Here is a 23359-nt window from a genome sequence, read left to right as displayed (position 1 = left end):
AAAGTTCTCCCTGAGATAAAGGCACTTCATCAAGCGATAAATGCGTCCCCATGTTTTCAGGGTAAAGAATCCACTGATGAGCGTGTTCTCGTGGAGCCCAAGTATTGAAGGAACTTAGGTGTTTTTTATACTGTCTTTGGAGTTTTTTTCCGTTCAGCCCAAAAAATCTACCGACGGTGTGACAGTCGGTAGCACTGTTATCTATTAATTTCTTTTAAAAAAGCCGCAAACTCTTCAGTCATGCGGGTTCCTTTAGCAACTAAAGTCCAGTCTCTTTTGATAATTTCTCCATTGGATTTATTAGTCCAACGGCGTCTTTTAATATGCAAATACACTAATTTTCCTCTTAGAGGAAAATCCTGAATGGTAATTTCATCCTGAAATCCTTTTGAGACTAATTCAAGTGTATCAAACTCTTTTGGAGGTTTAATTTTCTCCTCAAAATATAGGTGTAATATTTCCTCTGTGTCATTAGCAGAAACCACCTCAAAGTGGTCAACTAAAAAATCAGGTAGCATAAATTTCAAAAGGTCTATAGAAGTCATCTCTCATTGTTAGATTGACAAAATTCTAACTTTTTTTCGACATTTCCTCCCTAGGTTTTGTTCTTGATCCGATTTCCCCACAACTTTTAGGATTGATCCTAAATTATTTGATTTTTTTAAATAGTGCTTTGCGAAAGTGAATTATTGTAGTACCTTCGCCGAGGTGGTAGCCCAATGGATCGAAAGTCCATTTATCTATGATTCTTTTAAGAAGAATCGGGATGGGAAGGAACCGCATCATGCTCGGATGGTGAAATTGGTAGACACGCTGGACTTAAAATCCAGTGAACAGCAATTTTCGTGCGGGTTCAAGTCCCGCTCTGAGTACAAAATAACTTCATTAGGTGTGTGCTTAATGGAGTTTTTTTATAAAATAGATTTGTTAAAGCCCTATTCATGTAGTTGAATAGGGCTTTTTAGTATATAAAAGGTCGTTTTGCGTGAGGGGTAGTAGCGGCATCCTTTTACAAAGCGATAGCGGAGTAAAAGATATAGCGTATAACCCGACCCCTTAGGGTCACGCCCAAATTACAAGACTGTTTTTAAAGGGCCGTTAATCTGATATGACCTAGGTTGTTGGATAATCATAATTAGGGCTTAGAGTTCTTTAAATCATCATTCTTTAATATAACGTAGCTAGGTAATAATTATAAATATTTGGTGTAGTAACAAACCGCAAACGTAGGCTCCGTAGGTTCCCACGGCATAACCCAAAACAGCTAGTAGTACTCCAACGGGAGCTAAAAATGGGCTAAATGCTGCAGCAACAATAGGCGCAGAAGCTGCTCCTCCAATATTAGCCTGACTTCCTACTGCCACATAAAAGAAAGGCGCTTTTATAATTTTGGCTACAATAATCATTACGATGATGTGGGTGGTAATCCAAATAATTCCGACTAAGAATAACAAAGGATTATCAAAAATTGCTCCTAGATTCATATGTGTTCCTATCGTTGCCACTAGTATGTATAAGAATACGGTTCCCACTTTTGATGCACCGTAACTTTCTATTTTTCGAACTTTGGTAAACGACAATAAAACTCCTGCTGTAGTTGTTATAATTACCAACCAGAAAAATTCATTTGTAAAAGAGTATTTCTCTAATTCCGGATAGTTTTCTTTAAAAAAGGGAGCTAATATATCCGCTAAAAAGTGTCCTAAACCTGTTAGGCCAAAAGCAACCATAAGGACTACCATTAAATTATTGGTCGTAAGCGGTTGTCTTTTTCCTGCTTGTTCTTCTTCTAGTTTTTTCTCTAATTCGGCTATTGGAGCACTATCTGCTTTTAACCATTTGTCAATTTTATCTGATTTTTGAGCGCCGTACAGCAAAAATCCCATCCATAAATTGGCTACCAAAACATCTACTGCAATCATTTGAGCAAACATACTTTTGCTTGCGCCAAATACTTCGAGCATGGCAGTTTGATTTGCGCCACCACCAATCCAGCTTCCAGCGATTGTTGATAGTCCTTTCCAAACTTCTTCGCCGTTTGATAAAGCTACTTCGGGGAAGAAGCTGCCTACAATATATAAGGCAATAGGGCCGCCTATTATGATTCCTAAAGTTCCTGCCAAAAACATAATAATAGCTTTGCTTCCCAGTTTTTTTAATGCAACAAAGTTGATGCTTAAGGTTAGTAATACCAAACTAGCAGGTAACAAATAACGCGACGCAATGGTGTATAAACTGGATGTCTCTCCTGATATGATGTTGAAGGTGTTGAAAAGTGCAGGAATAAAATAGCACAACAAAACCGAAGGGACTATGCTGTAAAATTTCTTAAAAAAAGCTTTCTCACTCGAAGAAGTGATAAATATTAAACCTAGTATTGTCATAAGGATACCTAGAACAACAGCATCGTTAGTTATTAGGGCGGTGGCGTTTTCGTTCATTATTTATTGGTTTGTATGGTTTTGATTAGCAAATCTAACATTTCACTTTTATTTGTAGCACCTATTTTTACATAGTCTTTTTGTAGCGACGTTAAAGCTGGTAAATCCCAGTTACTATTTTTATGGTCCATATACCATTTTGGTATTTTTTCAATTGATAATTTACAAGCATCTATTTTAAATAGTTCGCTTCCTTTTGCTTTAGGGAAATTTAACTTTTCCCCATTTAAAAAACCATTAACAGCTGCTCTAATTTCTTTAATGTAAGCCGTGTTATAGGTATTGTTCAAAATAATAACAAGATCTTTCGTTTGAATGGATCGTCTAATATAAGTTAAGTTTCCTGCCCAACTTCCAGTGTGTGATATAATTTTACCTTTTATGCTGTCGTTTGCAATGTGCCAGCCGTATCCATAATCAGAAGAATCTTTTGTGGGGGGATGTTTGCTAAATGCTAATTCCTTTGAAGTAGCATTAAAGATTGAATCATCATATAAAAACTGATCCCATTTTATCAAGTCGTCTATGCTAGATGATAGTCGCCCTGATCCTAGTCGCCCACTTAAAAAGCGATAGTAGGCATTGTTCGGTAATGATTCTGGAATAACATTTTTGCATTCCTCTAAACTAAACATATAACCAGGGGCATAATTTTCTTTATCCCAAATACTGTCTCTACCCATAAAGAAAGTGCTTTTCATTTGCATAGGTTCAAATACTTTTTTGGTTAAATACTTTTCTAAAGTTACTCCACCGCTTGCACCACTTACAATTTCAGCAAGAAGTACATATCCAGTATTAGAGTAATGGTATTTTTCGCCTGCTACACTTAAAACTGCTGGTTTCTTAGTCTTGAAATAATTTAAAATATCTTTGTTATAGGCAATAACTTCAGGATTCCAATTTTCTTTAAAATAGTCTTCATAATCAGCTAAACCGCCGGTATGAGAAAGTAATTGAGAAATAGTGACATCTTTATATGGAAAGTCATCTCCAAGATATTTATAAGCAAAATCAGTTACTTTTAATTTATTTTCCTGCTGTAGCAAAAGTATAGCTGCAGCGGTAAATTGTTTTGACACCGATGCAATCTCTAAAGAAGTAGTAGTCAGAAACGGGTTTTGCTTTTTTAAATTAGCGATTCCGTATCCTTTCTTAAAGATTAGCTTTCCGTTTCTTTTTACGGCTACCGCTCCGTTGAACATTTTTGCAGCATATAATTTGGAGAAATAAGTATCCAAAGTATCATTTTGTACCTCAGTAGTTGTTTTTAAATTTCTTTTCTTTTGTGCATTACAACTAGTAATCGATAGCGCTAAAAGTAAAACGATTGCGGTTTGATAGATCTTATTCATAAGTTTCAATTTTGTTCCAATCTGGATTTATAAGTCCGATTCCGTTAGTGTCATTAAGATGGATGGATCCATTTATTACTTGGTGTCCCTGAAATGGATCGTTAGTCACCCCTAAATTTCCATCTAAGTCTACCCAGTCTGCCATGGCGCCCAAATGAGCTGCCGCGGCAATCGCACAAGAAGTTTCAGACATGCAACCAAGCATTATTTTTAGATTCATTGATTTGGCTAAATTTGCCATAGCAAAAGCTTCGTGTAATCCTGTAGATTTCATCAATTTGATATTGATACCATGATAAAAATTACTGGCAGTTTTTACGTCTTCTAATCGCTGTATCCCTTCATCACCTATCAAAGGTAAAGTACTTCGAGATACTAGCCATTCCATGTCGGAAAAGGCTTTTTTAGGCATGGGTTGTTCGATAAAAACAGCACCTTCATCCTTCAACCATGCAATTTTATCAAGAGCTTCTTCTTTATTAATCCAACCTTGATTAGCGTCGATAAATAAGGGTTTGTCAGAAACGCTTCGTACAGCTTTTATAATTTCAGCATCGTTATCTCCGCCAAGTTTAATTTTTAGATAATGGTAATCAGCCGCTTCTTCTACTCTTTGTCTAATAATGGCGGCACTGTCAATGCCAATTGTTTTGCTTGTTTTAAGTTCTTTCTTTGGCAAATTGAAATAGTCATACAAAGGCATGTTTTTCATTTTACCTATAAGATCATGAAGAGCAATATCTACCGCTGCTTTAATAGCTGGGTTGCCCGTGGCATGCTGATCTATAGATTTTAATATTGCTTCCATTTCTAAAGGAGAAGTGAAGGGACTAAAATCAAGTGTTTTTATAAAACTTTGTGCTGTGGCTATACTTTCTCCGTATAAGGGAGGCATTGAAGCCTCCCCATATCCTATATAACTTTCGTATTTTAGTTTTACTAGTAGAACAGGAGTATTTGTTCTCGCTCCGCCAGCAATTCTAAAAACGTGTTTTTTATTTAATAAATAGGGTTTAATTTCTATAGAAATCATTTAATATCCAGTGTTTTGAGGTTTGATATTTGGATTAAAGTCCTTCAATGGCATTGGAGAACTATATTGGTCATAAGGATAGCTTGTTCTAATTTTTTTTTTAGACCGTATGACTGTTAAATCTGTCTTATTAGGGTTGAAATCAAACAAGAGACATCCTTCAATAGCCGAGTTTTGGCCTTGCTTCAATTGGTGAATAAAAAAAAAGGTGTTTGTAATATCTTTATTCAACGGCTATATTTTATAGTGAAAGATTACTATTTCTATGTAATATCTTATAGAAAAGTTAAAAGCCAAAGTTATTCATAAATTTTAAATTGAGTCATTAAAGTTTAAACAAAAAAATGTTCTCTTTTTTTGTTTTTCAATGTCTTAATTTTAGGTAGTAAAGGCTTAAAAAAATCCTTCTTTGTGACGCCAAACCAGACTAATATACAGTCCGAAAAATAGCAAGCAAACTAAAAATTGCATAAAAGTAGAAGCTAAAAAACCAATAATTGATCCCGTCGCTGCTCTAAAAGCGCGTTTTTTATTTGTAGAATCATAAATTAACTCTCCGATAAAAGCGCCTAAAAATGGACCTATCAGGAATCCAAAAGGGATGGGCGCAATAATTCCCAGAACTAATCCGATATTTGTTCCCCAAATCCCAAATTTACTTCCGCCAAAGTGCTTAGTTCCCTTAGCTGGAATGATATAATCCAAGTAAGAAATAACTAGTGTAAGGACTAAAGTAATACTAAGAACCCAATAGTTTGCAGGGACAGTATTGGTAAAATAAAGTAAAACAAGTCCGAGCCAACTAATTCCTGGGCCAGGTAAAACGGGAAGTAGGCTGCCTAGAATTCCAATAAGCATGCAACAAAAACCGAGGATTAAGAGAAAGGTATCCATAAAATTTTATTTTTGTATTTTTGAAAAAATAAATGCAACAGTTATTCGTCAAATGAATATGAGAAATTTAGTTTCAATCTTTTTTATATTGATTTTTTTTAATGCGACTTTCGCCCAAGACAAGGGTGATGCAGATTTAAAAGACAAAATATATAAAGAGAACAGAGCAAAAGTATTGAATTTTTCGATGAAAGATTTTGACCGCCTCTTTTTTGAGTTTTCAGATAAAAAGGCAACGACAAATTTAATTCTAACAAGGGAAGAATTTTATAAATACACAATTCAAATCGCTGCTTTTTCTGATCGACTGGGGGTTTTGTATCCAGATCAGAAAGAAATGGCAGAAGCAAGTAAAAAGAAATGGTTTGCTGAAAGCTATGAAGATTATTTGCTTTCGAAACAATCTCAAAGATAATAATTGTATTTTTATAGAATATTACTCCAATTCAAAAACAAAACATTGAAGCACTATTACTTTTTTTTAGTATTCTTACTTTTTAATTCCTGTCAATATTTCGAAAAGCAAGTGCCTTCGGAAAAGGAATTATTGCAAAAAGAGCTAAAAGCAATCAATTGGAAAGAAGTGGATGAGTATCCATCTTTTGTTGATTGTGATAATTTAGATAATAAATCACAGCGTGAATTATGTTTTTTTGAGTATTTAACTGAATTAATACAGCAAAAATTGAGTAGTGATACGCTTTCAATTTTATATCCTGAATTAGATACTATCGAGGTTAAGGTGACTATTTTTCCTAATGCAAAAATGAAGTTTGAGCCTCAATTCCCCAGAGATTCAGTTGCTTATGATACCATTAAAATTGACAGTATTTTACATGCGAGATTGGTTGATTTCCCAAAAGTCAACCCAGCTATCAAACGTGGAATTCCTGTAAAGACCCAATTTATACTTCCAGTGATTCTTAAAGTAGAGTAGACAATGCCATTTACTTTTTCACATCCCGCTATTATTTTACCATTTTTGAAAAACAAAAACATGTCGGCAACGGCCTTGATTGTAGGTTCGATGTCGCCAGATTTCGAATATTTTTTTCGAATGAAAATGCAAAGCGAAATCAGTCATACTTTTTTAGGGATATTTCTAATTGATTTTCCATTAGGCTTTATTGTTGTTTTTGCTTTCCATGAAATAATTAAACAGCCTTTAATTGCTAATTTACCTGCTTTTTTTCAAAAGAGAATGCAGTTACTAAAGGAGTCGAATTGGTTGGGTTATTTTAAAAATAATATTCTAATTGTTTTAGGATCTTTCTTTTTGGGAACAATCTCCCATATTTTTTGGGATTCCATGACGCATTGGGATGGTTATTTAGTGCAAAGAATAGCTTTTTTAAACGAAGTGTTTTTTGGTATTCCTGTTTATAAAATAGCGCAGCATCTAAGTTCTATTACTGGTTTGGTCTTAATTTTTCTCTATTTGTACAAGCAGCCGTATAACGAGCAGAATGTTAAAAAAGTCAATTTAAAATATTGGTGGACTACATTTGGTTTGAGCGCTATTATTTTTGGAATACGATTTTCGTGTGGAGCACCTTTGTCAGAAATAGGAAGTGTAATTGTAAGTATCCTTTTTTCTATAATGATAGCCATAACAGTAACTGGTATTCTTTATAGGGAGAAAAAGGTTATTTAGAAAAGTGTCGGCCTTTCCATTCGTATTTTCCGACTAATGAATATAGGGCTACAGCAATACTGAAAAACGGGTAGAGTAGACTACTTAAAAGTAAGTAATGAATTTTGTTATTTGTCAAAAAACGATTTGCTTTGTAAAGCAAACTACTGTCAATAAAAAACTTGACAATGAAAATAAAAAGGATTGTCTTGAGAGTTAGTAATCCTATAATCACGAATCCAAAGCACAAAACCCAACACAAATTTCCGGCAAAGACAATCAATCCTAATGCTTTCCCAAAGGTGCTTTGGTAGGAAGTTGTCTTTGATGCCCAGCGTACTCTTTGATGAAATAAGGGTTTCCAGTTATCTAAAGGTTTAGTGGTGACAATGTTATTTTTTGATTTTACATAGTGCACACGATCTGGAAACCGCGCTATCGCTTTTTGCAATAAGAAAACATCATCTCCACTTGCGATGGTGTCATTGCCGCTAAAACCATTCAGCTGTTCGAATAATGATTTCGTGTAAGCCAAGTTGGCACCATTACACATAAAACCTTTTCCTATTCCAAAACTACCTATAGTCGCCCCTTGCAGGCTTGCCAAATCCAATTGTTGGAAATGATGCAAGAACGTGTTTTTGCAATCATAGGTGACGGCTCCCGCAATCATACTTACATTATGATTTTGAATGTAATTATCCAATGTCAATAACCAGTTTTCAGGAACCACGCAATCTGCATCAGTGGTGATGATCCAATCGCTTTTTACGAGTTGCATAGCAGTAGTGATCGCATCTTTTTTAGGGGAATTAGAAGCTCTATTGTTTTTTATAATTCGAATTGAAAACTGCAAACCGGAAACTGCAAACAGTTCTTCTGATTCGTCGTCGACCAAGATAACTTCAAACAAATCGTTTGGGTAATTCAACTTAGAAAAACTGTCTAAAAGCAAGGGTAAGTTATCTGCCTCATTCCGGAAAGGAACTACAATAGTAAATTTGTTTATTGGTGTTAAGCCACTAAACTCGTAAGCCACTATTTTTGTAAAACCATAACTAAGCCACAAAATGGTAATGCTGTAAATAATTAAAATAACTATGAAAGTAGATAGCATAAATATTTTTTAGATTTCGTCTCTCTCTACTTTGGAGAGAGTTAGGGTGAAGATTTTAAAATTCAGCACATAGTAGCTACCAATAACAACTGGCAGAACGACATTTAGAAACCACATCAAAGTAGATACAAATATCACAATCCATTCGTTTACGCCTAAGATTCCAAAGAAAAAGAGAGCCACACTCCCTTTTACTGCAAAGTCTAAAAACTGAAATGTAGGCAAGGATGATGCGAAGAAATAAACGCAAGTTACCGCAGAGATCAAAGTTAAATAGGGTGAATCAACATCAAAGGCGAGAAACAAAAAATAGTATTGATGCGAAAAAACCAGATATCTAATAATGCCTAAAAAGATATTTTTTTGGTGGATTCGTTTTGGAATTTCATTGATTTTATGAAATAGTTTTTCAATCGAATATCCTTTTATTGTGATTTTTTTTATCGAAAACAATATAATAAAAATAAGGATTAAAATGCCAAAAAGGATTGCGACTGTTTTTGTTGTAATCACATTATAATGGACATTGAAGTACAATAAACCAAATAGTCCTATGATTACGGTTAACACCATTTGGATTCCGTTGCAAATCAAGTTTAAAAAGACTACTTTTTTAGTTTCTGATTTGTCAAAAAACAGGGCTTTTCCTGCATAATCGCCTACACCATTGGGTGTAAAAATCCCAGCAGTTAGTGCCGCTAGTACTTGTTTAGTCGCTTCGCCAAGAGAAATGGGTTTGAGGTAAGAGACTAAGTTTTGCCATTTTAAAATTTCTAAATATCTATTGAGTACACTCAAAAATACAATGAAAGCAATTCCAGTAACCGACTGATTTTTATTGAACAAAATCAGAAACTGGGACCAATCGAGTTTGTCGTTATTTGCCAGCTGGTTGTAAATAAAATAAAAGGCACCGCCTACAATCAAAAGTTTGATTAGAACTACTAGGAATTGCTTAGTTTTGTGTGAAATCGAAATCATTGATGCAAAGTAAAGTAAACTATTGTGAAAATGCTATTCCTAGAAGTTTGGCATAGGCCGTGCGAGTTAAAGAAAGGGTGTCGCAAAGATTTTAAAGTGATTTTGCGACTCGCTGTGTAGTATAAAAATCATTACGCAAAGATTTGCTAAGGAATAGCAAAGCTTCGCTAAGTTTTTAAAGTAAGTTTGCGGCTCTCTGAGAATTCTTTGCGAGGCTCTGTGTAATAAAAAGACTTTGAGCCTTCGCGGCAAAAAAAACGAACTAAAAAAATGGCAAACGAACGCATCATATTAGGAATTGACCCAGGAACCACTATAATGGGTTTTGGTTTGATACGAGTTATCAATAAAAAAATGGAATTTATTCAATTGAACGAATTGCAGTTGAATAAGATGGATGACCATTATATGAAACTGAAACGTATTTTTGAACGCACTATTGAATTAATAGATACGCATCATCCTGATGAAATTGCAATTGAAGCCCCTTTTTTTGGGAAGAATATACAATCGATGCTGAAGTTGGGTCGCGCCCAAGGTGTGGCAATGGCAGCGGGACTTTCGAGAGATATTCCCATTACGGAATACGAACCCAAGAAAATTAAAATGGCCATTACCGGAAACGGAAATGCGAGCAAGGAACAAGTCGCCAAGATGCTACAGCAACTTTTAGGACTGAAAGAATTACCTAAAAACCTGGATAGCACTGATGGATTGGCAGCTGCCGTTTGTCATTTTTTCAATTCTGGAAAAGTGGTTGGAACGAAAAGCTATACGGGCTGGGATGCTTTTGTAAAACAGAATGAAGAGAGAGTAAAGAAGTAACGTGATAATTAGAAAATGTGTTAATTAGACAATTATCTCATCTTCTAATTTCCAAATTATCTAATTTAAAAATGTCCGGAATCTACATACATATCCCTTTTTGCAAGCAAGCCTGTCATTACTGTGACTTTCATTTTTCGACTTCGATGAATAAGAAAGAAGAAATGGTTTTGGCTTTGGCCAAAGAAATCCGAATGCGCAAAAGTGAGTTCGGACTTCTCGACTCCGCTCGAAGTGACATAGAAATTGAAACTATTTATTTTGGTGGAGGAACGCCTTCGGTATTGACGTCAGCCGAAATTAATTGTCTGATTGATGTAGTTTATGAAAATTATGAGGTCGCGGATAACCCGGAAATTACACTTGAAGCTAATCCGGACGATTTGTCCAGTGCACGGATTTTGGAACTTTCGAAAAGTAAAATTAATCGCTTGAGCATCGGAATCCAATCGTTTTTTGAAGATGATTTGAAGATGATGAATCGGGCGCATGATTCGGCGGAAGCTCAAAAATGTTTAGAAGAAGCCACGAAGTATTTTGATAATATTTCGCTTGATTTGATCTATGGAGTTCCGGGAATGAGCAATGAGAAATGGAAACAGAACATTGAAAAGGCTTTGTCTTTTGGGGTGCCGCATATTTCTAGTTATGCGCTGACGATAGAGCCTAAAACGGCTATGAATAAAATGATTCAAACCGGAAAAATGGAAGCGCCAAAAGACGAAGTGGCTCAGGAACATTTTATGATTTTAGTTGAAACGCTCGAAGCAAATGGTTTTATTCATTACGAATTATCAAATTTTGGAAAAGAGAATTACTTTTCAAAAAATAATTCGGCCTATTGGTTGGGGAAAAAATACATGGGTATTGGCCCTTCTGCACACAGTTATGATGGTGTTTCTAGAAGTTGGAATATTGCTAATAATCCGTTGTATTTAAAAGCAATCCACGATAATAAATTACCAAACGAAATTGAAACCTTATCAGAAGCCGACCGTTATAACGAATATGTTATGACTGGTTTGAGAACGATTTGGGGCGTTTCGTTGGATCGAATTAAAACAGAATTTGGACAGACGTATATAGATTATTTGATGAAACAAGCTCAGAAATTCTTGAATGATGAGTTGGTTTTCATTGAAAATAACATTTTGAGGCCAACAAAAAAAGGAAAGTTTCTGACAGATGGGATTGCGAGTGATTTGTTTTACTTAAATTTGGAATAAAAACTATTCCATTGAACACAATTATACAACATCATAATACTACATATCAAGTCGATTTATCAAAACCCATTGATATTTCGATTCCATTATCTAATACAGATGCGAACCCAATTGCTTGGTATATTGAAAAACCAGTTATTGAACCCGTTCGTTTTGGGGAATGGATAGGTAAGGTGTCTGAAGGGATGTCTTCTACAAATTTTAACAACATTACTTTCAATCCGCATGGACATGGAACCCACACGGAATGTTTGGGTCATATTACACGTGAGTTTTATAGCGTCAATCAATCCTTGAAACAATTTTTTTTCATTGCAGAACTAGTTTCTATAGGGTTAGAGGATCAGGAGGGAGATTTTATCGTTACTAAAGACGCTCTTGTTAGTGCTTTAAAAGGGAAAACGCCGGAAGCAATTGTTATCAGGACGTTGCCAAACGACAGTGATAAATTATCCCGAAAATATTCTCATACGGATCCTCCTTTCTTGGCTGAAGATGCAGCTTTGTTTCTTCGCGAAAGCGGAATCCAACACTTACTAATTGACTTGCCAAGTGTAGATAAAGAAAAGGATGAAGGAAAACTTTTGGCACACAAAGCATTTTGGAATGTTACTGATGTTAAGAATTTGAATCCAGAAGCTCGATTAGAAGCTACTATTACTGAAATGATTTACGTTCCAAACGATGTTGCAGACGGAAGTTATTTGCTGAATTTACAAATCGCATCTTTTGAAAATGATGCGAGTCCAAGTAAACCCATTTTATATGCCATTGCAAATACTAAAGTTTAGCTATGATAAGCGTTTCTACCGATAAAAATAAATTAGACATTCCTTTTATTCAGCATTTTCTAAAAGACATTTATTGGGCAGCTGGACGTACGATGGAGGAGGTGCAAACTTCGATTGATCATTCCTTTTGTTTTGGGATTTATCTTGATGAAAAACAAATTGGATTTGCCAGAGTGATAACGGATTATGTAGTTTTTGCTTATGTGATGGATGTATTTATTACTGAAGAACATCGTGGTAAAGGATATTCTTCCATTTTAATTGATGCAATGATGAAGGAACCACAATTAAAACAAGTTAAAATATGGAGATTAGCCACTGCTGATGCACATTTTTTATACGAGAAATTTGGATTTAGACTTTTGGCAAAACCAGAAAGAATGATGGAGAAAATAAGGAAGTAAATTTTTAACGAAGTAGTAGATGAACTTAGAAACGTATTACGAATATTGCCTTTCTAAAAAAGGAGTGACAGAACATTTTCCTTTTGATCAAGACACATTGGTTTTTAAAGTAGGGGGCAAAATGTTTGCTTTGTCTTCTTTGAAAAAATGGGAATTAGGAGAGTCAGCTGTTAATTTGAAATGCGACCCAGATCGTGCGCAGGAATTACGTGCGCAATATGAGGGGATTAGGCCAGGTTTTCATATGAGTAAGATACATTGGAATACCGTTGCTATAAATCAAGACGTTTCAGATACAGATATTAAAGAATTGATAGATCATTCGTACGAACTGATTTTCAAAAGCTTAACAAAGAAAATCCAACAAGATATCAGGAATGCTTAATGTCATTCGTCGACACTTTTCGTCGATTCGACTATAGCAATAGATTAATTATCGAATAAGTAATTGTTTTTATTATATTCGGAATATATTTATATGTAAAAATTATATTCGAAAAAACATGAGTAAGGCGCTAAATATATTGTTAATTGAAGACGACGAAATTGAAGTGATGAAGTTCAATAGGGTTTTAAGTACCTTAAAATTAAGTCATAAGGTTGTTGAGGCCAATAATGGAGAGGAAGCAATCGAAATATTAAAAGTGAAAGAAGTTGTCCCGGATATTATCGTTTTAGATTTAAATATGCCAAAGATTAATGGAATTGAATTTTTGAGAATCTTAAAGGCTGACGATTATTTGAAATATATTCCAGCTATTATTTTAACTACTTCAAGTAATCATAAAGATGTTTTAGAATGTTATAGAGTAGGAATTGCAGGTTATGTAATCAAACCTTTGAAATACGCTGATTACGTGGATAGAATCACGAAGCTGATTGAGTATTGGAGTTCAAATGAATTAATTACCAACTAAAAATTATGTACGGAATAGTTAATAAATCAATAGAAGACTTAGTTGTTACTAACTTTGGTAGAGGAAAATGGGAAGCTATTCACGAAAGGAGTGGCGTGGATATTGATTTTTTTTTAAGCAATGAGGTCTATGATGATGATGTAACCTTCAAAATAGCAATAGCTGTTTCTGAGGAAATGAATATGACATTAAGTGAAGTTTTGATTGCCTTTGGCGAATGGTGGGTGGTTAGAACGACCAGAGAAAAATATCCTGGATTAATGGAGTCTGGAGGGAATAATTTACGAGATTTTTTAATAAATTTACCTAACTTCCATAACCGAGTAATGCTAATTTACCCTAAACTTACTCCGCCTGAATTTAAAGTAAGTGATATTTCGTCAAAAGGGTTGAATTTGCATTATTTCTCAAAAAGGGAGGGGCTTCAAGATTTTGTTAGAGGTATTATTCAAGGATTAGGGATTGTTTATGAAACCCCTGTTATACTTGAGTTAATTCAATCTAGAAATGAGGGAAGTTCACACGAAATATTCAAAGTAAATTGGTAGACAGATGAGTGGATTAGGATTGTATTTTAATGAAGATAGCTTTAATAGATTATTTCCATTTTATTTCCAGTTAGGTGCAGATTTCCAGGTTTTGAATTTTGGAAAAAGCCTTGCTAAAGTTTGTCCAGACCTTCAAAAAGAAAATTTATTTACAGATTTTTTTGAAATAGTGAGACCTCACTTAAAATCCGTTTCCTTTCAAGAAATTATTAAAAATAGCGACCAGCATATTTTGCTCAAGTACTCCAAAACGGATCTCTTGTTAAGAGGCCAGTTTGAACAAATGGGAGATACATTATTATTTGTTGGCTCACCCTGGTTCACCTCGATGAGTGAAGTAATTGATAGGAAATTGACCTTCGACGATTTCGCTCATCACGATGCTTTACTAGATTTACTACATGTTCTCAATAATGCAGAGAATACTTCAAATGAATTAAAGGAGTTGTTACTGACAATTAATACTCAAAAAAATCAGCTTAAAAAAGATAAAGAAGAACTCAATAGACTTTCTTATGTCGCTAGTGCTAATAAAAACGGTGTTGTTTTTACAAAACTAGATGGAAGTATTTTTTGGTGCAATGATGCTTTTTTAGCACTAACGGGTTACTCTAAATCAGAAATCATAGGAAAAAGCCCAATTGAACTAGGGAGAACTACCAGCACGGATAAGAAGGAAATTAAAAAAATGGTCGATTCTTTTCTTGCGGGTAACGCTTTTGAAGTGGATTTAGTGCATGCGAGAAAAAATGGCGATTCTTTTTGGTCACGCATAAAAGGTCAACCCATTGCCGACTCCGAAGGGAATACCATTCAATATTTTGCAATTCTTGAAGACATTTCACTTAAAAAGAGATATGATGAAAGTTTAGAAATTGAAAAAGAAAAATACAGAGGGATTATCGCTAATATGAATTTAGGTTTATTAGAGGTGGATCTCAACGGCAAGATTCTCATGGCGAATCAAAGTTTTCTAGACATGAGCGGTTATGGTACTGAGGAATTAATAGGAAACAAAGCAAGTGGATTGTTTTTAACCCAAGAGGGTAAAAAAATACTTGAGTCAAAAGATAAGTTGCGATCTGAAGGTGTCATTGACTCTTATGAAGTGAATGTCATAGATAAAAGTGATGAAAATAAAACGTGGCTAATAAGTGGAGCGCCTAATTATGATATTCAGGGTAACTTAATAGGCTCAATAGGAATTCATTTAGATATTACTGATCAAAAAGAGCAAGAGCAACAGCTCTATCTTCTTTCTTTAATAGCGGAAAAAAATATTAATGCCGTAATTATATCCGATGCCACTGGTAGGATTGAATGGGCTAATCCCAGTTTCCTGAAAATGTCAGGTTACACGGAACAGGAAATTTTAGGTAAAAAACCTGGGAATTTACTTCAAGGACGAGATTCTAATAAGGAAACAGTGACCTACATGAGCTCACAAATTGCGAAAGGCTTGCCGTTTAACTGTGAGATTGTCAATTACTCTAAAAATAAAGAAAAGTATTGGGTGCGAATTCAAGGTCAGGCCTTATATGATAAAAATGGAGTCGTCATTAAATTTTTTGCTATTGAGGAGGATATCACGGCTCAGAAAGCACTTGAGGAGCAAAAAGAAAATTTACTATTAGATTTAGCAAAAACTAACAAAGAATTAGAAGATTATGCACAAATTGTTTCGCATGATTTAAAATCACCTTTGCGAAGTATCAACTCGTTGATATCATGGATTAAGGAAGAGAATGAAGGAGGTTTTGAAGAGCAAACAATGAAATATTTTTCATTAATGGAGCATAAGGTCGAAAAAATGGACCATTTGATTGAAGGGATTTTAACCTATTCTAAAATTGATAAAGAAGAATCTAGAGGTGAGAAAGTGAATACCAATGATATAATAAAAAGTATCATTGATATGATTCATGTTCCAGAACATATAAAAGTTACAATCAATAACCCGCTACCCGTTATAAAAGCAGATCGCTTTAGAATTCAGCAGTTATTCCAAAACTTAATTGGAAATGCCGTGAATTATATAGATAAAGAAAAAGGATTGGTTGAAATAGCCTGTGAGGAATTTACGTCTCATTATGTGTTCTCAGTAGCAGATAATGGAGTGGGAATGCCAAAAGAAATTCATGGTAAAATTTTTGAAACTTTTAAAGCCTATACTACTAGCAAACATTCTACAGGATTAGGATTGTCTATCGTGAAAAAAATAGTTCTCTTTTATAAGGGAGAAATTTGGCTGGAAAGTGAAGAAGGAAAAGGAACAACTTTCTATGTGAAACTAAAAAAATAACTATGAAAATTATTCAAGCTTATAAAGATGCAAATAAAGAATGGCAGTATTTTCAAGAAAAAGCAACCCTGAAGAATCCTTTAGTTTTAGTTTTTGGTAATCGATATTTATTAGAAAATCCGGAAATTATTAAAGATATCCGAACAGAATTTCCTTATGAAGATATTGTGTTTGGATCTACTGCGGGAGAAATAATTTCTTGTAATGTAAATGATAAGTCTGTTTCTGTCACTGCCATCGAATTTGAAAAATCAAGTTTTGTCGTAGAACGTGAAAATATATTAGACTACGGTAAAAACGCTAAGGATTTAGGAGAGAAACTGTATACTAAAATGCCTAAAGAGAATTTAAAACATTTATTTGTCCTGTCAGAGGGGAGTTTTGTAAATGGAAGTTCCTTGATTAATGGTTTAGAAAATAATATCGACTCTAAAATATCAATTACTGGAGGAATGTGCGGTGATGATGCTCGTTTTGAAAAAACACTTGCTTCTTATAAAGAAGACCCTAAAGAAGGCGAAGTAATCTTGATTGGTTTTTATGGAGATAGCTTAGATATTTCTTATTCTAGTTTTGGTGGTTGGATTCCTTTTGGACCAGAACGAGTTATAACCAAAGCAGAAGGTAATATATTATACGAAATTGACGGTCAACCCGCTTTGGATTTGTATAAAAAATATTTAGGAGAAAAGTCGAATGAATTGCCGCAAGCATCACTTTTGTACCCATTGAATGTTACTCCTGATGGCAAAAAGGAGCCTGTAGTGCGGACTATTTTGAATATTAATAATGATGATCAATCGATGATTTTGGCTGGAGATGCACCTGTGAATTCTAGAGTGCAATTAATGATGGCCTCTGTGGACGGAATTGCACAAGGAGCTCAGACTGCTGCAAAAATTGCCATGGCTACTAGAAGTAGTAAACCTGAGTTGGCTCTTTTGGTGAGTTGTATTGGCCGTAAATTAGTAATGAATCAACGAGTAGAAGAAGAAGTAGAGCAGGTGCGGGAGGTTATAGGAGAACGTGTTCCTATGGCAGGTTTTTATTCGTATGGAGAAATAGCACCATTTAATGGGAGCACATCCTGTGAATTACATAATCAAACGATGACAATAACCCTAATAAGCGAATAATGCATTCATTATTAAAAAGACAGATAGAGAAAAAATTGAAAGGCGGTTTGAATGATTTGGATGTTTTTTTGGACGCCGTAAACGAGTCTTATGGCAACTATGAAAGTCAAATTGAGATGCTTCAACGTGCAATGAAATTAAGTTCTGATGAATTATTTGAAGCTAACCAAAGGTTACGAGACGAAGCAGAGAGTTTGAAAGATGTTAATAAAAATTTGCAGTCTATATTGGAATCTATGAGTTTAGATTCAGAATTAACTTCAAAAAACGAGAGTTTTGATTCGTCAGAATATATTAAACAACAATCAATTGAAATTGTTAAAATTAACAGGCAGCGTGAAGAACTGTTAGTTAACTTAGAGAAGCAAAATGTAGCATTGAATGAATATGCACACATGGTTTCGCATGATCTTAAAGCACCATTAAGGAGTATTAATACTCTGATCAACTGGTTTATAGAGGACAATGAGGTAATGATGAATGAGGATAACCTGAAATCTCTAAATCTTATTCTTTCTAATGTTGAGAAGATGGATTTATTAATCAAAGGGATTTTGAACTATTCTTCAGTAGAAAGCCAGCCAAGTGACGATAGACTAATTGATTTGAATATACTGATGCAGGATGTTTTAAATACGATTGAAGTTCCTGATCACGTAGAAATTACGATAAAAAACAAATTACCTAAAATTGTAGGGAATGATTTTAGATTCAAACAATTGTTTCAAAATTTAATTGAAAATGCAATTAAATATAATGATAAAGAGAAAGTAATAATCGAAATAGGCTGCTCAGAAAATCAAAACGAAATAGCTTTTGATATCAAAGACAATGGTATAGGGATTCCCCAAGTATATCATACTAAAATTTTCGACGTTTTTTCTAAGCTCAAAAATGATGGAAAATCTTCAGGCATTGGCCTTTCGATAGTAAAAAAAATCATAGAATTCTATAAAGGGAAAATCTGGCTTGAAAGTCAAGAGCAGGTTGGAACTACTTTTTATTTTACAATACCCAAAGAGAATGGAAACACCTAATTTAAATTACATTAATGAATTGTCAGGCGGCAATGAAGAATTCAAAATCAAGATCATTGGTATACTGAAAAGAGAACTTCCAGTTGAGGTCGAAGTTTATCAAAATGAAGTCGATAAAGCTAATTTTTTACAAGCTGCACAGGCAGTTCATAAATTAAAGCATAAAGTTTCTATTCTAGGTCTCGAAAAAAGTTATTATATTGCTTCAGATTATGAAGATAATTTGAAAGATAACTCAGTAGCCTTAAAAAATGATTTTGAAGCAATTCTAAAGGCTATGCAAGAGTTTGTTATACAATTGTAAAAAAAACAGTTTTAAATGAATTGCATTATTATAGACGATGAAGAGATGGCAAGAGCCATTATGATGCAATTCATAACCAATTATACGGATATTGAAGTTCTAGCTGATTTTTCTAATGCAATTGAAGCAATAAAATTTTTAAATCAAAACGAAGTTGATTTGATTTTTTTAGATATTCACATGCCTAATTTTACCGGTTTTGACTTTATCCAAACTATAAAAAACCCTCCTCATATCATTTTAGTAACCTCTGATAGGAATTTTGCTATTGAAGCGTTTGAATATGAGTGTATTGTAGATTATTTAGTAAAGCCCATCACTGAAGATCGTTTCCTAAAAGCGATTCAAAAAGCAGTTTCTTTAAAACCAAATACTGCTGTAAAAAAAATTAAACCAAAGAAAGAGGACAACGCGAATGAATTTTATGTCAATATTGATCGCAGGTTAATAAAAATCGAAATGGCCTCGGTAAATATCGTCGAGGCAAGGGGTGATTATATTCATATCAAAACAGAAGGCAAAAATTATGTCGTTCATTCTACCCTCAAGAAAATCGAGGAAAAATTACCTAAGGATTTATTTTTAAAAGTACATCGCTCTTTCATTATCAATACTAATAAGATTATTGATATTGAGGACAATAGCGTCTTAATCGCTAAAGATGTAATTCCAGTAAGCCGCGCAAACAGACCGGAATTGATGAAAAGATTGAATTTGCTATAATCATTCGTCGACACTTTTTCGCTTTTCAACTACAGTAAGGAGCTTTTAACCTAAGATATAAATTTAATTTGTTGATTATTAGTTACTTTTATTTAGTTGTAATGATTTAAACACGTAATAAAACATGGGAAACTCTACTCTAATTATAAAACAAAAATTAAGTCAAGGTATACTTTCTTTTTTCTTGCTTTTAATATGTTTTGGTTTTAATTCTAGAATTAATGCTCAAACCGGACCTAATTTAGGATCAGTTTCAAATTTTGTTCTTTTTACATCAGCTGGAGCTGTTGGTAATACCGGTACTTCAGTTATTACAGGAAATATAGGGAGTAATATTGGTGCTATCTCAGGTTTTGAAGCTCCTTCAATTGTGAACGGAACTGTTGAAAACGTAAATGCCATTACTTCACAAGCTGCAATTGATCTAAAAAGTGCATATGATCATCTTTATTCATCTACCGCAACAAATACAACTCATGCTGCCGTTTTTGGAGGAGGAGAATCGCTTAGTCCTGGTGTTTATTCTATAGGTGCTGCCGCATCGGTAGCAGGTACTCTTACCTTAAATGGTCAAGGAAATCCTAATTCTATTTTCATTTTTAAAATAGGAGGTGCTTTAACAACAGCCGCAAGTGCCAATGTAGTTTTGACTAATGGAGCTAGCGCTTCAAATGTATTTTGGATGGCTGATGGAGCGATAGCTATGGCGGCTTCAACAACTATTAGCGGTACTTTTATAGGTAACGGTGCAGTTTCTATGGGAGCTGGAGGGAAGCTTGACGGTAGAATGTGTTCTATTGCAGGAGCTGTTTCAGTATATGCGACTACTGTTGTTAACATACCGGCAAGTTTAGTATATCAATCTTTAGAAGCGTATAGTTCTAATGATTGGAAACCATTAATAAAACTTGCTAATTTTGATCCAAATGATGATCAGCAATCAGTCGCCGACACTGATTTTGTGGGTAATGCGACTCATGCTATAATGGAAACTCAAAGAAGTACTACCAAGTTTAGCGACGGGGTTACTGATGAGGTATACTATTTTAGAGTACGTATGGGACAAAGCAATCCGAGTACTTCATTTTATTTTGGAATTGATGTAACTGGGGATCTAATAGCAGATCTTTTTATTGAGGCAAATACTAAATCTAAACCAAATTTTATCTCTTTACATAAGAGAGATCAATCAAAAACAGGGCTTTCTCCTTCGCAGACGGCCTGGTTAAACGGAGTGCAAAATGGAGAATTACTTCTTACAAATAGAGATGCAGAGATTAGATCCTATAGCGCTGGAACAGATATTGACGGTGGAAATAGTGGAACGGATTATTGGATTGAATTTGGTATAACCGAAGAAAGTTTAAAATCATATGTATTAAGTAATTTTGGAACATCAATTACAGGAGATTCAGTTATTGCCTTATATGGTTTTACGTCTACAAGTCAGACTGCTAACGGGGATGTTATGGGAATTAATGATAAAATTGCCGGCGAGTTAGATAAATCATGGGAGGAACTAGGGGTCATTATTAATGGGACCTTAAATAACATCGCCTCTGGAGAGATTTTGAGACCAACAGTAAATTCTCTAACTACAGATGATACTACTCCTGTTATTTCGGGTACATGGGGAGGGAATATGTTAGGTGATGATCATTTGTCCGTTACTGTAAATGGGATAACATATACTGACGAGCTATATATAAATAACACGAACTGGAGTTTAACACTTTTATACCCTGAGTTTGCAGTAGGAACATATGAAATAGTCGCTACTACTACCAGAATCTCAACTAATAAAACGAGTACCGATATAACTAGTGCTGAGCTGACTGTTTTAAATGTGACAGAGCCTACTACTGTGACTTCTGCTAATGATGGTGGATTAGAAAGTAATGGAGATTTAGCGACACTTATTGCTAAAAGAAATTTTAACAGAATAAAAACAAATAGTTTTGCCAATAAAAAAGCAAATCAAAAAAGATTTATCTCTTCGTCTCTATTTGCCAAAACAAGTGGGTCAAGTGTTGATTTTTCTGCCGTTATCCCCAATACAGGATTACTAGGTACTGAAACTACTTTTGTTTCCAGTCCAACAGACTTAATAGGAATCACTAATGCGGAGCAAGTGTATTCTGTTGATTATTATCAAGGAAGCGATCGTGTCGCTGCAGTTTTAGCTACTGCTACCACTGGAGCCGTTTATAGCCATTCTAAAGCAATTTGTGATCGTTTGAATAGTTCTTCTCTTCAAAACATCGTGACAATCAAGCTGAATGGATATGAAGTTATTTTGGTCGAATTAAAAAGAGCAAATGGACTTACGGAATATGCTGTGAATTTTTCGATACAACAGTTAAGTACAGAGAATAAGCTTCACAGCTACTGGAATATCGAGCAGTATCCAACAGGAAATTATCAAAATTTTCAAGTATGGGGAGCTTCTACGGCTCAGGTTTGTCATATTGCAAAAACGATTATTTCTAATTTTGAGCAACTTAAAAAATTATCGGCTGACGCAGTGGATAATAGGATTCCAACTGTTTTTGTGAAAAACGGTTTTTACGAGAACGGAAAAATAAATTTAACTATAATTAATAAATCGAGGGCTTTTAATTTAAGTTTTGAAGGCAATAAAAAAATAACAGAATTAGCAACAACAGAATCAGTTGCTCAGAATGTCGTTTTATCTGGGGCATATGAACAAAATGTAGTTTTAGATTTAGGAGGAATATTTGATATTGGACTTTCTATTGTAGGTGGTACGTCAAAACAATTAGATGCTTTGTATTTAGCCGATGGACCTTGGGGATTAGATTATTCAGCAACAGAAACTACTATTTCTTCATTTGTGATTAACAATATTCCAAATACCAGTATTATCGATGGTCAATATGCGGTGGAAAGAAACGCTACTGTTAACGGAAGCGTATACGGTACAATGAATTTGTTTAGAAATATCCTTCCAGGAGATTTAGTTTTTGACGCGAGTAGTTATACGACGGTTGGTTTTGAAATCCAGAATTCATTAGCTGTTGAGGTTGTTCTTGTAACTGAAAACACGACAGATTGGAATAATAGATTGCGTTTCCAATTACCAGCAAATGCTACTGCTGCACAGATGAATATTGCTTTTGAAAAATTCACGAACCCATTAGGGCAAAAGTACAATAATGAAAAAATAAAGGGACTTGTTTTTTCCGTACAGGGGGATTACCAAACCTATAAGCCGTTTGAAGTGGCTGTTTCGCAACTGACATTTAAAAATTCAAATTCACTCGGAGCTCAATCTTTTGAAAATCAAGTAGCGCAAAACTTATATAACTATCCTAATCCTTGTACTAATTCAACAACACTTGTGTTACCCGAAGAAACGCAAAGTGTAAATGTTAAAGTAATGGATTTATTAGGACGTACAATGCTATCCAAAGAGTATGACAGTATTCCTGCTAACCACGAGATAGCTGTAGCCTTAGATAATTTAAAACACGGAGTCTACTTTTTTGTAGTGACGTCCGATGAAAAGAAACAATTCCAAACCAAGTTTATAATTAAATAGTACCAAACCAAACCAAACTTATTATTTAGTTTTTATTAGAAGACTGCCAGCCACGGGCAGTCTTTTTTTATTCATTAAATTTTAAATCAGTACTTGTAGTTGATTTCGCTTTTAAATTAAGAAAGCAAAT

24 protein-coding genes and 1 tRNA gene are annotated in these 23359 nt (G+C 34.4%); 17 read left to right on the top strand and 8 right to left on the bottom strand.

Annotated features, from left to right (window positions below; all coding sequences use genetic code 11):
• Positions 1-197: 197 nt before the first annotated feature.
• Entirely contained in the window at positions 198-545 is a 348-nt protein-coding gene (locus BLV35_RS10500; RefSeq protein WP_091089267.1) for an ISAon1 family transposase N-terminal region protein, read from the bottom strand.
• Positions 546-786: 241 nt separating this feature from the next.
• On the opposite strand from BLV35_RS10500, the gene BLV35_RS10495 reads away from it, so the two are divergent.
• Positions 787-872 (top strand) — tRNA-Leu (locus BLV35_RS10495).
• 309 nt (positions 873-1181) lie between these two features.
• Here the strand turns inward: BLV35_RS10495 and BLV35_RS10490 are convergent.
• The 5 genes from BLV35_RS10490 to BLV35_RS10470 form a co-directional block, all read right to left on the bottom strand.
• On the bottom strand, positions 1182-2441 hold the full coding sequence (locus BLV35_RS10490) for a DUF819 family protein (RefSeq protein WP_091089264.1): 1260 nt from the start codon (positions 2439-2441) through the stop codon (positions 1182-1184).
• Positions 2441-3796, bottom strand: a complete 1356-nt coding sequence (locus tag BLV35_RS10485) for a serine hydrolase domain-containing protein (protein WP_091089261.1) — start codon at positions 3794-3796, stop codon at positions 2441-2443. The genes BLV35_RS10490 and BLV35_RS10485 overlap by 1 nt, the downstream gene beginning before the upstream one ends.
• Positions 3789-4829, bottom strand: coding sequence for a dipeptide epimerase (locus tag BLV35_RS10480; RefSeq protein WP_091089257.1), 1041 nt, complete (start codon positions 4827-4829; stop codon positions 3789-3791). The genes BLV35_RS10485 and BLV35_RS10480 overlap by 8 nt, the downstream gene beginning before the upstream one ends.
• The gene (locus tag BLV35_RS10475) at positions 4830-5060 is read right to left on the bottom strand and encodes a hypothetical protein (protein ID WP_091089255.1); all 231 of its coding nucleotides are present in this window, start codon (positions 5058-5060) and stop codon (positions 4830-4832) included. It lies immediately after the preceding gene.
• 162 nt (positions 5061-5222) lie between these two features.
• Positions 5223-5723, bottom strand: a complete 501-nt coding sequence (locus BLV35_RS10470) for a DUF456 domain-containing protein (RefSeq protein WP_091089252.1) — start codon at positions 5721-5723, stop codon at positions 5223-5225.
• 58 nt (positions 5724-5781) lie between these two features.
• Between BLV35_RS10470 and BLV35_RS10465 the strand changes: the two genes are divergently transcribed.
• Genes BLV35_RS10465 through BLV35_RS10455 form a run of 3 tightly spaced genes read left to right on the top strand, consistent with a single transcriptional unit; the run spans position 5782 to position 7377 of the window.
• Positions 5782-6138 carry a hypothetical protein gene (locus BLV35_RS10465; RefSeq protein WP_091089249.1) on the top strand — a complete coding sequence of 119 codons (357 nt, stop codon included), beginning with the start codon at positions 5782-5784 and terminating at the stop codon, positions 6136-6138.
• 45 nt (positions 6139-6183) lie between these two features.
• Positions 6184-6660: a hypothetical protein gene (locus tag BLV35_RS10460; RefSeq protein WP_091089302.1), complete on the top strand. Its 477-nt coding sequence runs from the start codon at positions 6184-6186 to the stop codon at positions 6658-6660.
• 3 nt (positions 6661-6663) lie between these two features.
• Complete coding sequence (locus BLV35_RS10455; RefSeq protein WP_091089244.1) at positions 6664-7377, top strand: DUF4184 family protein; 714 nt, start codon at positions 6664-6666, stop codon at positions 7375-7377.
• Here the strand turns inward: BLV35_RS10455 and BLV35_RS10450 are convergent.
• Complete coding sequence (locus tag BLV35_RS10450) at positions 7370-8473, bottom strand: glycosyltransferase family 2 protein (protein ID WP_091089241.1); 1104 nt, start codon at positions 8471-8473, stop codon at positions 7370-7372. The genes BLV35_RS10455 and BLV35_RS10450 overlap by 8 nt on opposite strands.
• A 9-nt stretch (positions 8474-8482) precedes the next feature.
• On the bottom strand, positions 8483-9454 hold the full coding sequence (locus BLV35_RS10445; protein ID WP_091089237.1) for a lysylphosphatidylglycerol synthase domain-containing protein: 972 nt from the start codon (positions 9452-9454) through the stop codon (positions 8483-8485).
• Between the two features lie 270 nt (positions 9455-9724).
• Between BLV35_RS10445 and ruvC the strand changes: the two genes are divergently transcribed.
• The 13 genes from ruvC to BLV35_RS10380 all read left to right on the top strand — a co-directional run bounded on the left by ruvC (position 9725) and on the right by BLV35_RS10380 (position 23229).
• Positions 9725-10279, top strand: a complete 555-nt coding sequence (gene ruvC / locus BLV35_RS10440) for a crossover junction endodeoxyribonuclease RuvC (protein WP_091089234.1) — start codon at positions 9725-9727, stop codon at positions 10277-10279.
• 71 nt (positions 10280-10350) lie between these two features.
• On the top strand, positions 10351-11505 hold the full coding sequence (gene hemW, locus BLV35_RS10435; RefSeq protein WP_091089231.1) for a radical SAM family heme chaperone HemW: 1155 nt from the start codon (positions 10351-10353) through the stop codon (positions 11503-11505).
• An 11-nt stretch (positions 11506-11516) separates the two neighbouring features.
• Positions 11517-12296, top strand: a complete 780-nt coding sequence (locus BLV35_RS10430) for a cyclase family protein (RefSeq protein WP_091089228.1) — start codon at positions 11517-11519, stop codon at positions 12294-12296.
• 2 nt (positions 12297-12298) lie between these two features.
• Positions 12299-12700 (top strand): GNAT family N-acetyltransferase, encoded by a 402-nt coding sequence (locus tag BLV35_RS10425; RefSeq protein WP_091089227.1) that lies wholly within the window; start codon positions 12299-12301, stop codon positions 12698-12700.
• A gap of 19 nt (positions 12701-12719) precedes the next feature.
• A complete protein-coding gene (locus BLV35_RS10420; RefSeq protein WP_091089226.1) occupies positions 12720-13085 on the top strand; it encodes an MmcQ/YjbR family DNA-binding protein in 366 nt (121 codons plus the stop codon).
• A 118-nt stretch (positions 13086-13203) separates the two neighbouring features.
• A complete protein-coding gene (locus BLV35_RS10415) occupies positions 13204-13617 on the top strand; it encodes a response regulator (protein WP_091089224.1) in 414 nt (137 codons plus the stop codon).
• A gap of 5 nt (positions 13618-13622) precedes the next feature.
• A complete protein-coding gene (locus tag BLV35_RS10410) occupies positions 13623-14165 on the top strand; it encodes a heme NO-binding domain-containing protein (protein WP_091089220.1) in 543 nt (180 codons plus the stop codon).
• A 4-nt stretch (positions 14166-14169) separates the two neighbouring features.
• Positions 14170-16467: a PAS domain S-box protein gene (locus BLV35_RS10405; protein WP_091089216.1), complete on the top strand. Its 2298-nt coding sequence runs from the start codon at positions 14170-14172 to the stop codon at positions 16465-16467.
• 2 nt (positions 16468-16469) lie between these two features.
• Positions 16470-17603 carry an FIST signal transduction protein gene (locus BLV35_RS10400; RefSeq protein WP_091089213.1) on the top strand — a complete coding sequence of 378 codons (1134 nt, stop codon included), beginning with the start codon at positions 16470-16472 and terminating at the stop codon, positions 17601-17603.
• A complete protein-coding gene (locus tag BLV35_RS10395; RefSeq protein ID WP_091089208.1) occupies positions 17603-18640 on the top strand; it encodes a sensor histidine kinase in 1038 nt (345 codons plus the stop codon). Before BLV35_RS10400 ends, BLV35_RS10395 begins: the two co-directional genes overlap by 1 nt.
• On the top strand, positions 18627-18944 hold the full coding sequence (locus tag BLV35_RS10390; protein ID WP_091089205.1) for an Hpt domain-containing protein: 318 nt from the start codon (positions 18627-18629) through the stop codon (positions 18942-18944). The genes BLV35_RS10395 and BLV35_RS10390 overlap by 14 nt, the downstream gene beginning before the upstream one ends.
• A 15-nt stretch (positions 18945-18959) precedes the next feature.
• On the top strand, positions 18960-19667 hold the full coding sequence (locus BLV35_RS10385; RefSeq protein WP_091089201.1) for a LytR/AlgR family response regulator transcription factor: 708 nt from the start codon (positions 18960-18962) through the stop codon (positions 19665-19667).
• Between the two features lie 124 nt (positions 19668-19791).
• On the top strand, positions 19792-23229 hold the full coding sequence (locus BLV35_RS10380; protein ID WP_091089197.1) for an ice-binding family protein: 3438 nt from the start codon (positions 19792-19794) through the stop codon (positions 23227-23229).
• Positions 23230-23359: the final 130 nt, after the last annotated feature.

Origin of the sequence: Flavobacterium gillisiae (assembly GCF_900107635.1) — a bacterium.
Lineage (GTDB): Bacteria > Bacteroidota > Bacteroidia > Flavobacteriales > Flavobacteriaceae > Flavobacterium > Flavobacterium gillisiae.
The sequence above is the reverse complement of the archived record's forward strand: the minus strand, read 5'-3'. Positions and strand labels throughout refer to the sequence as shown.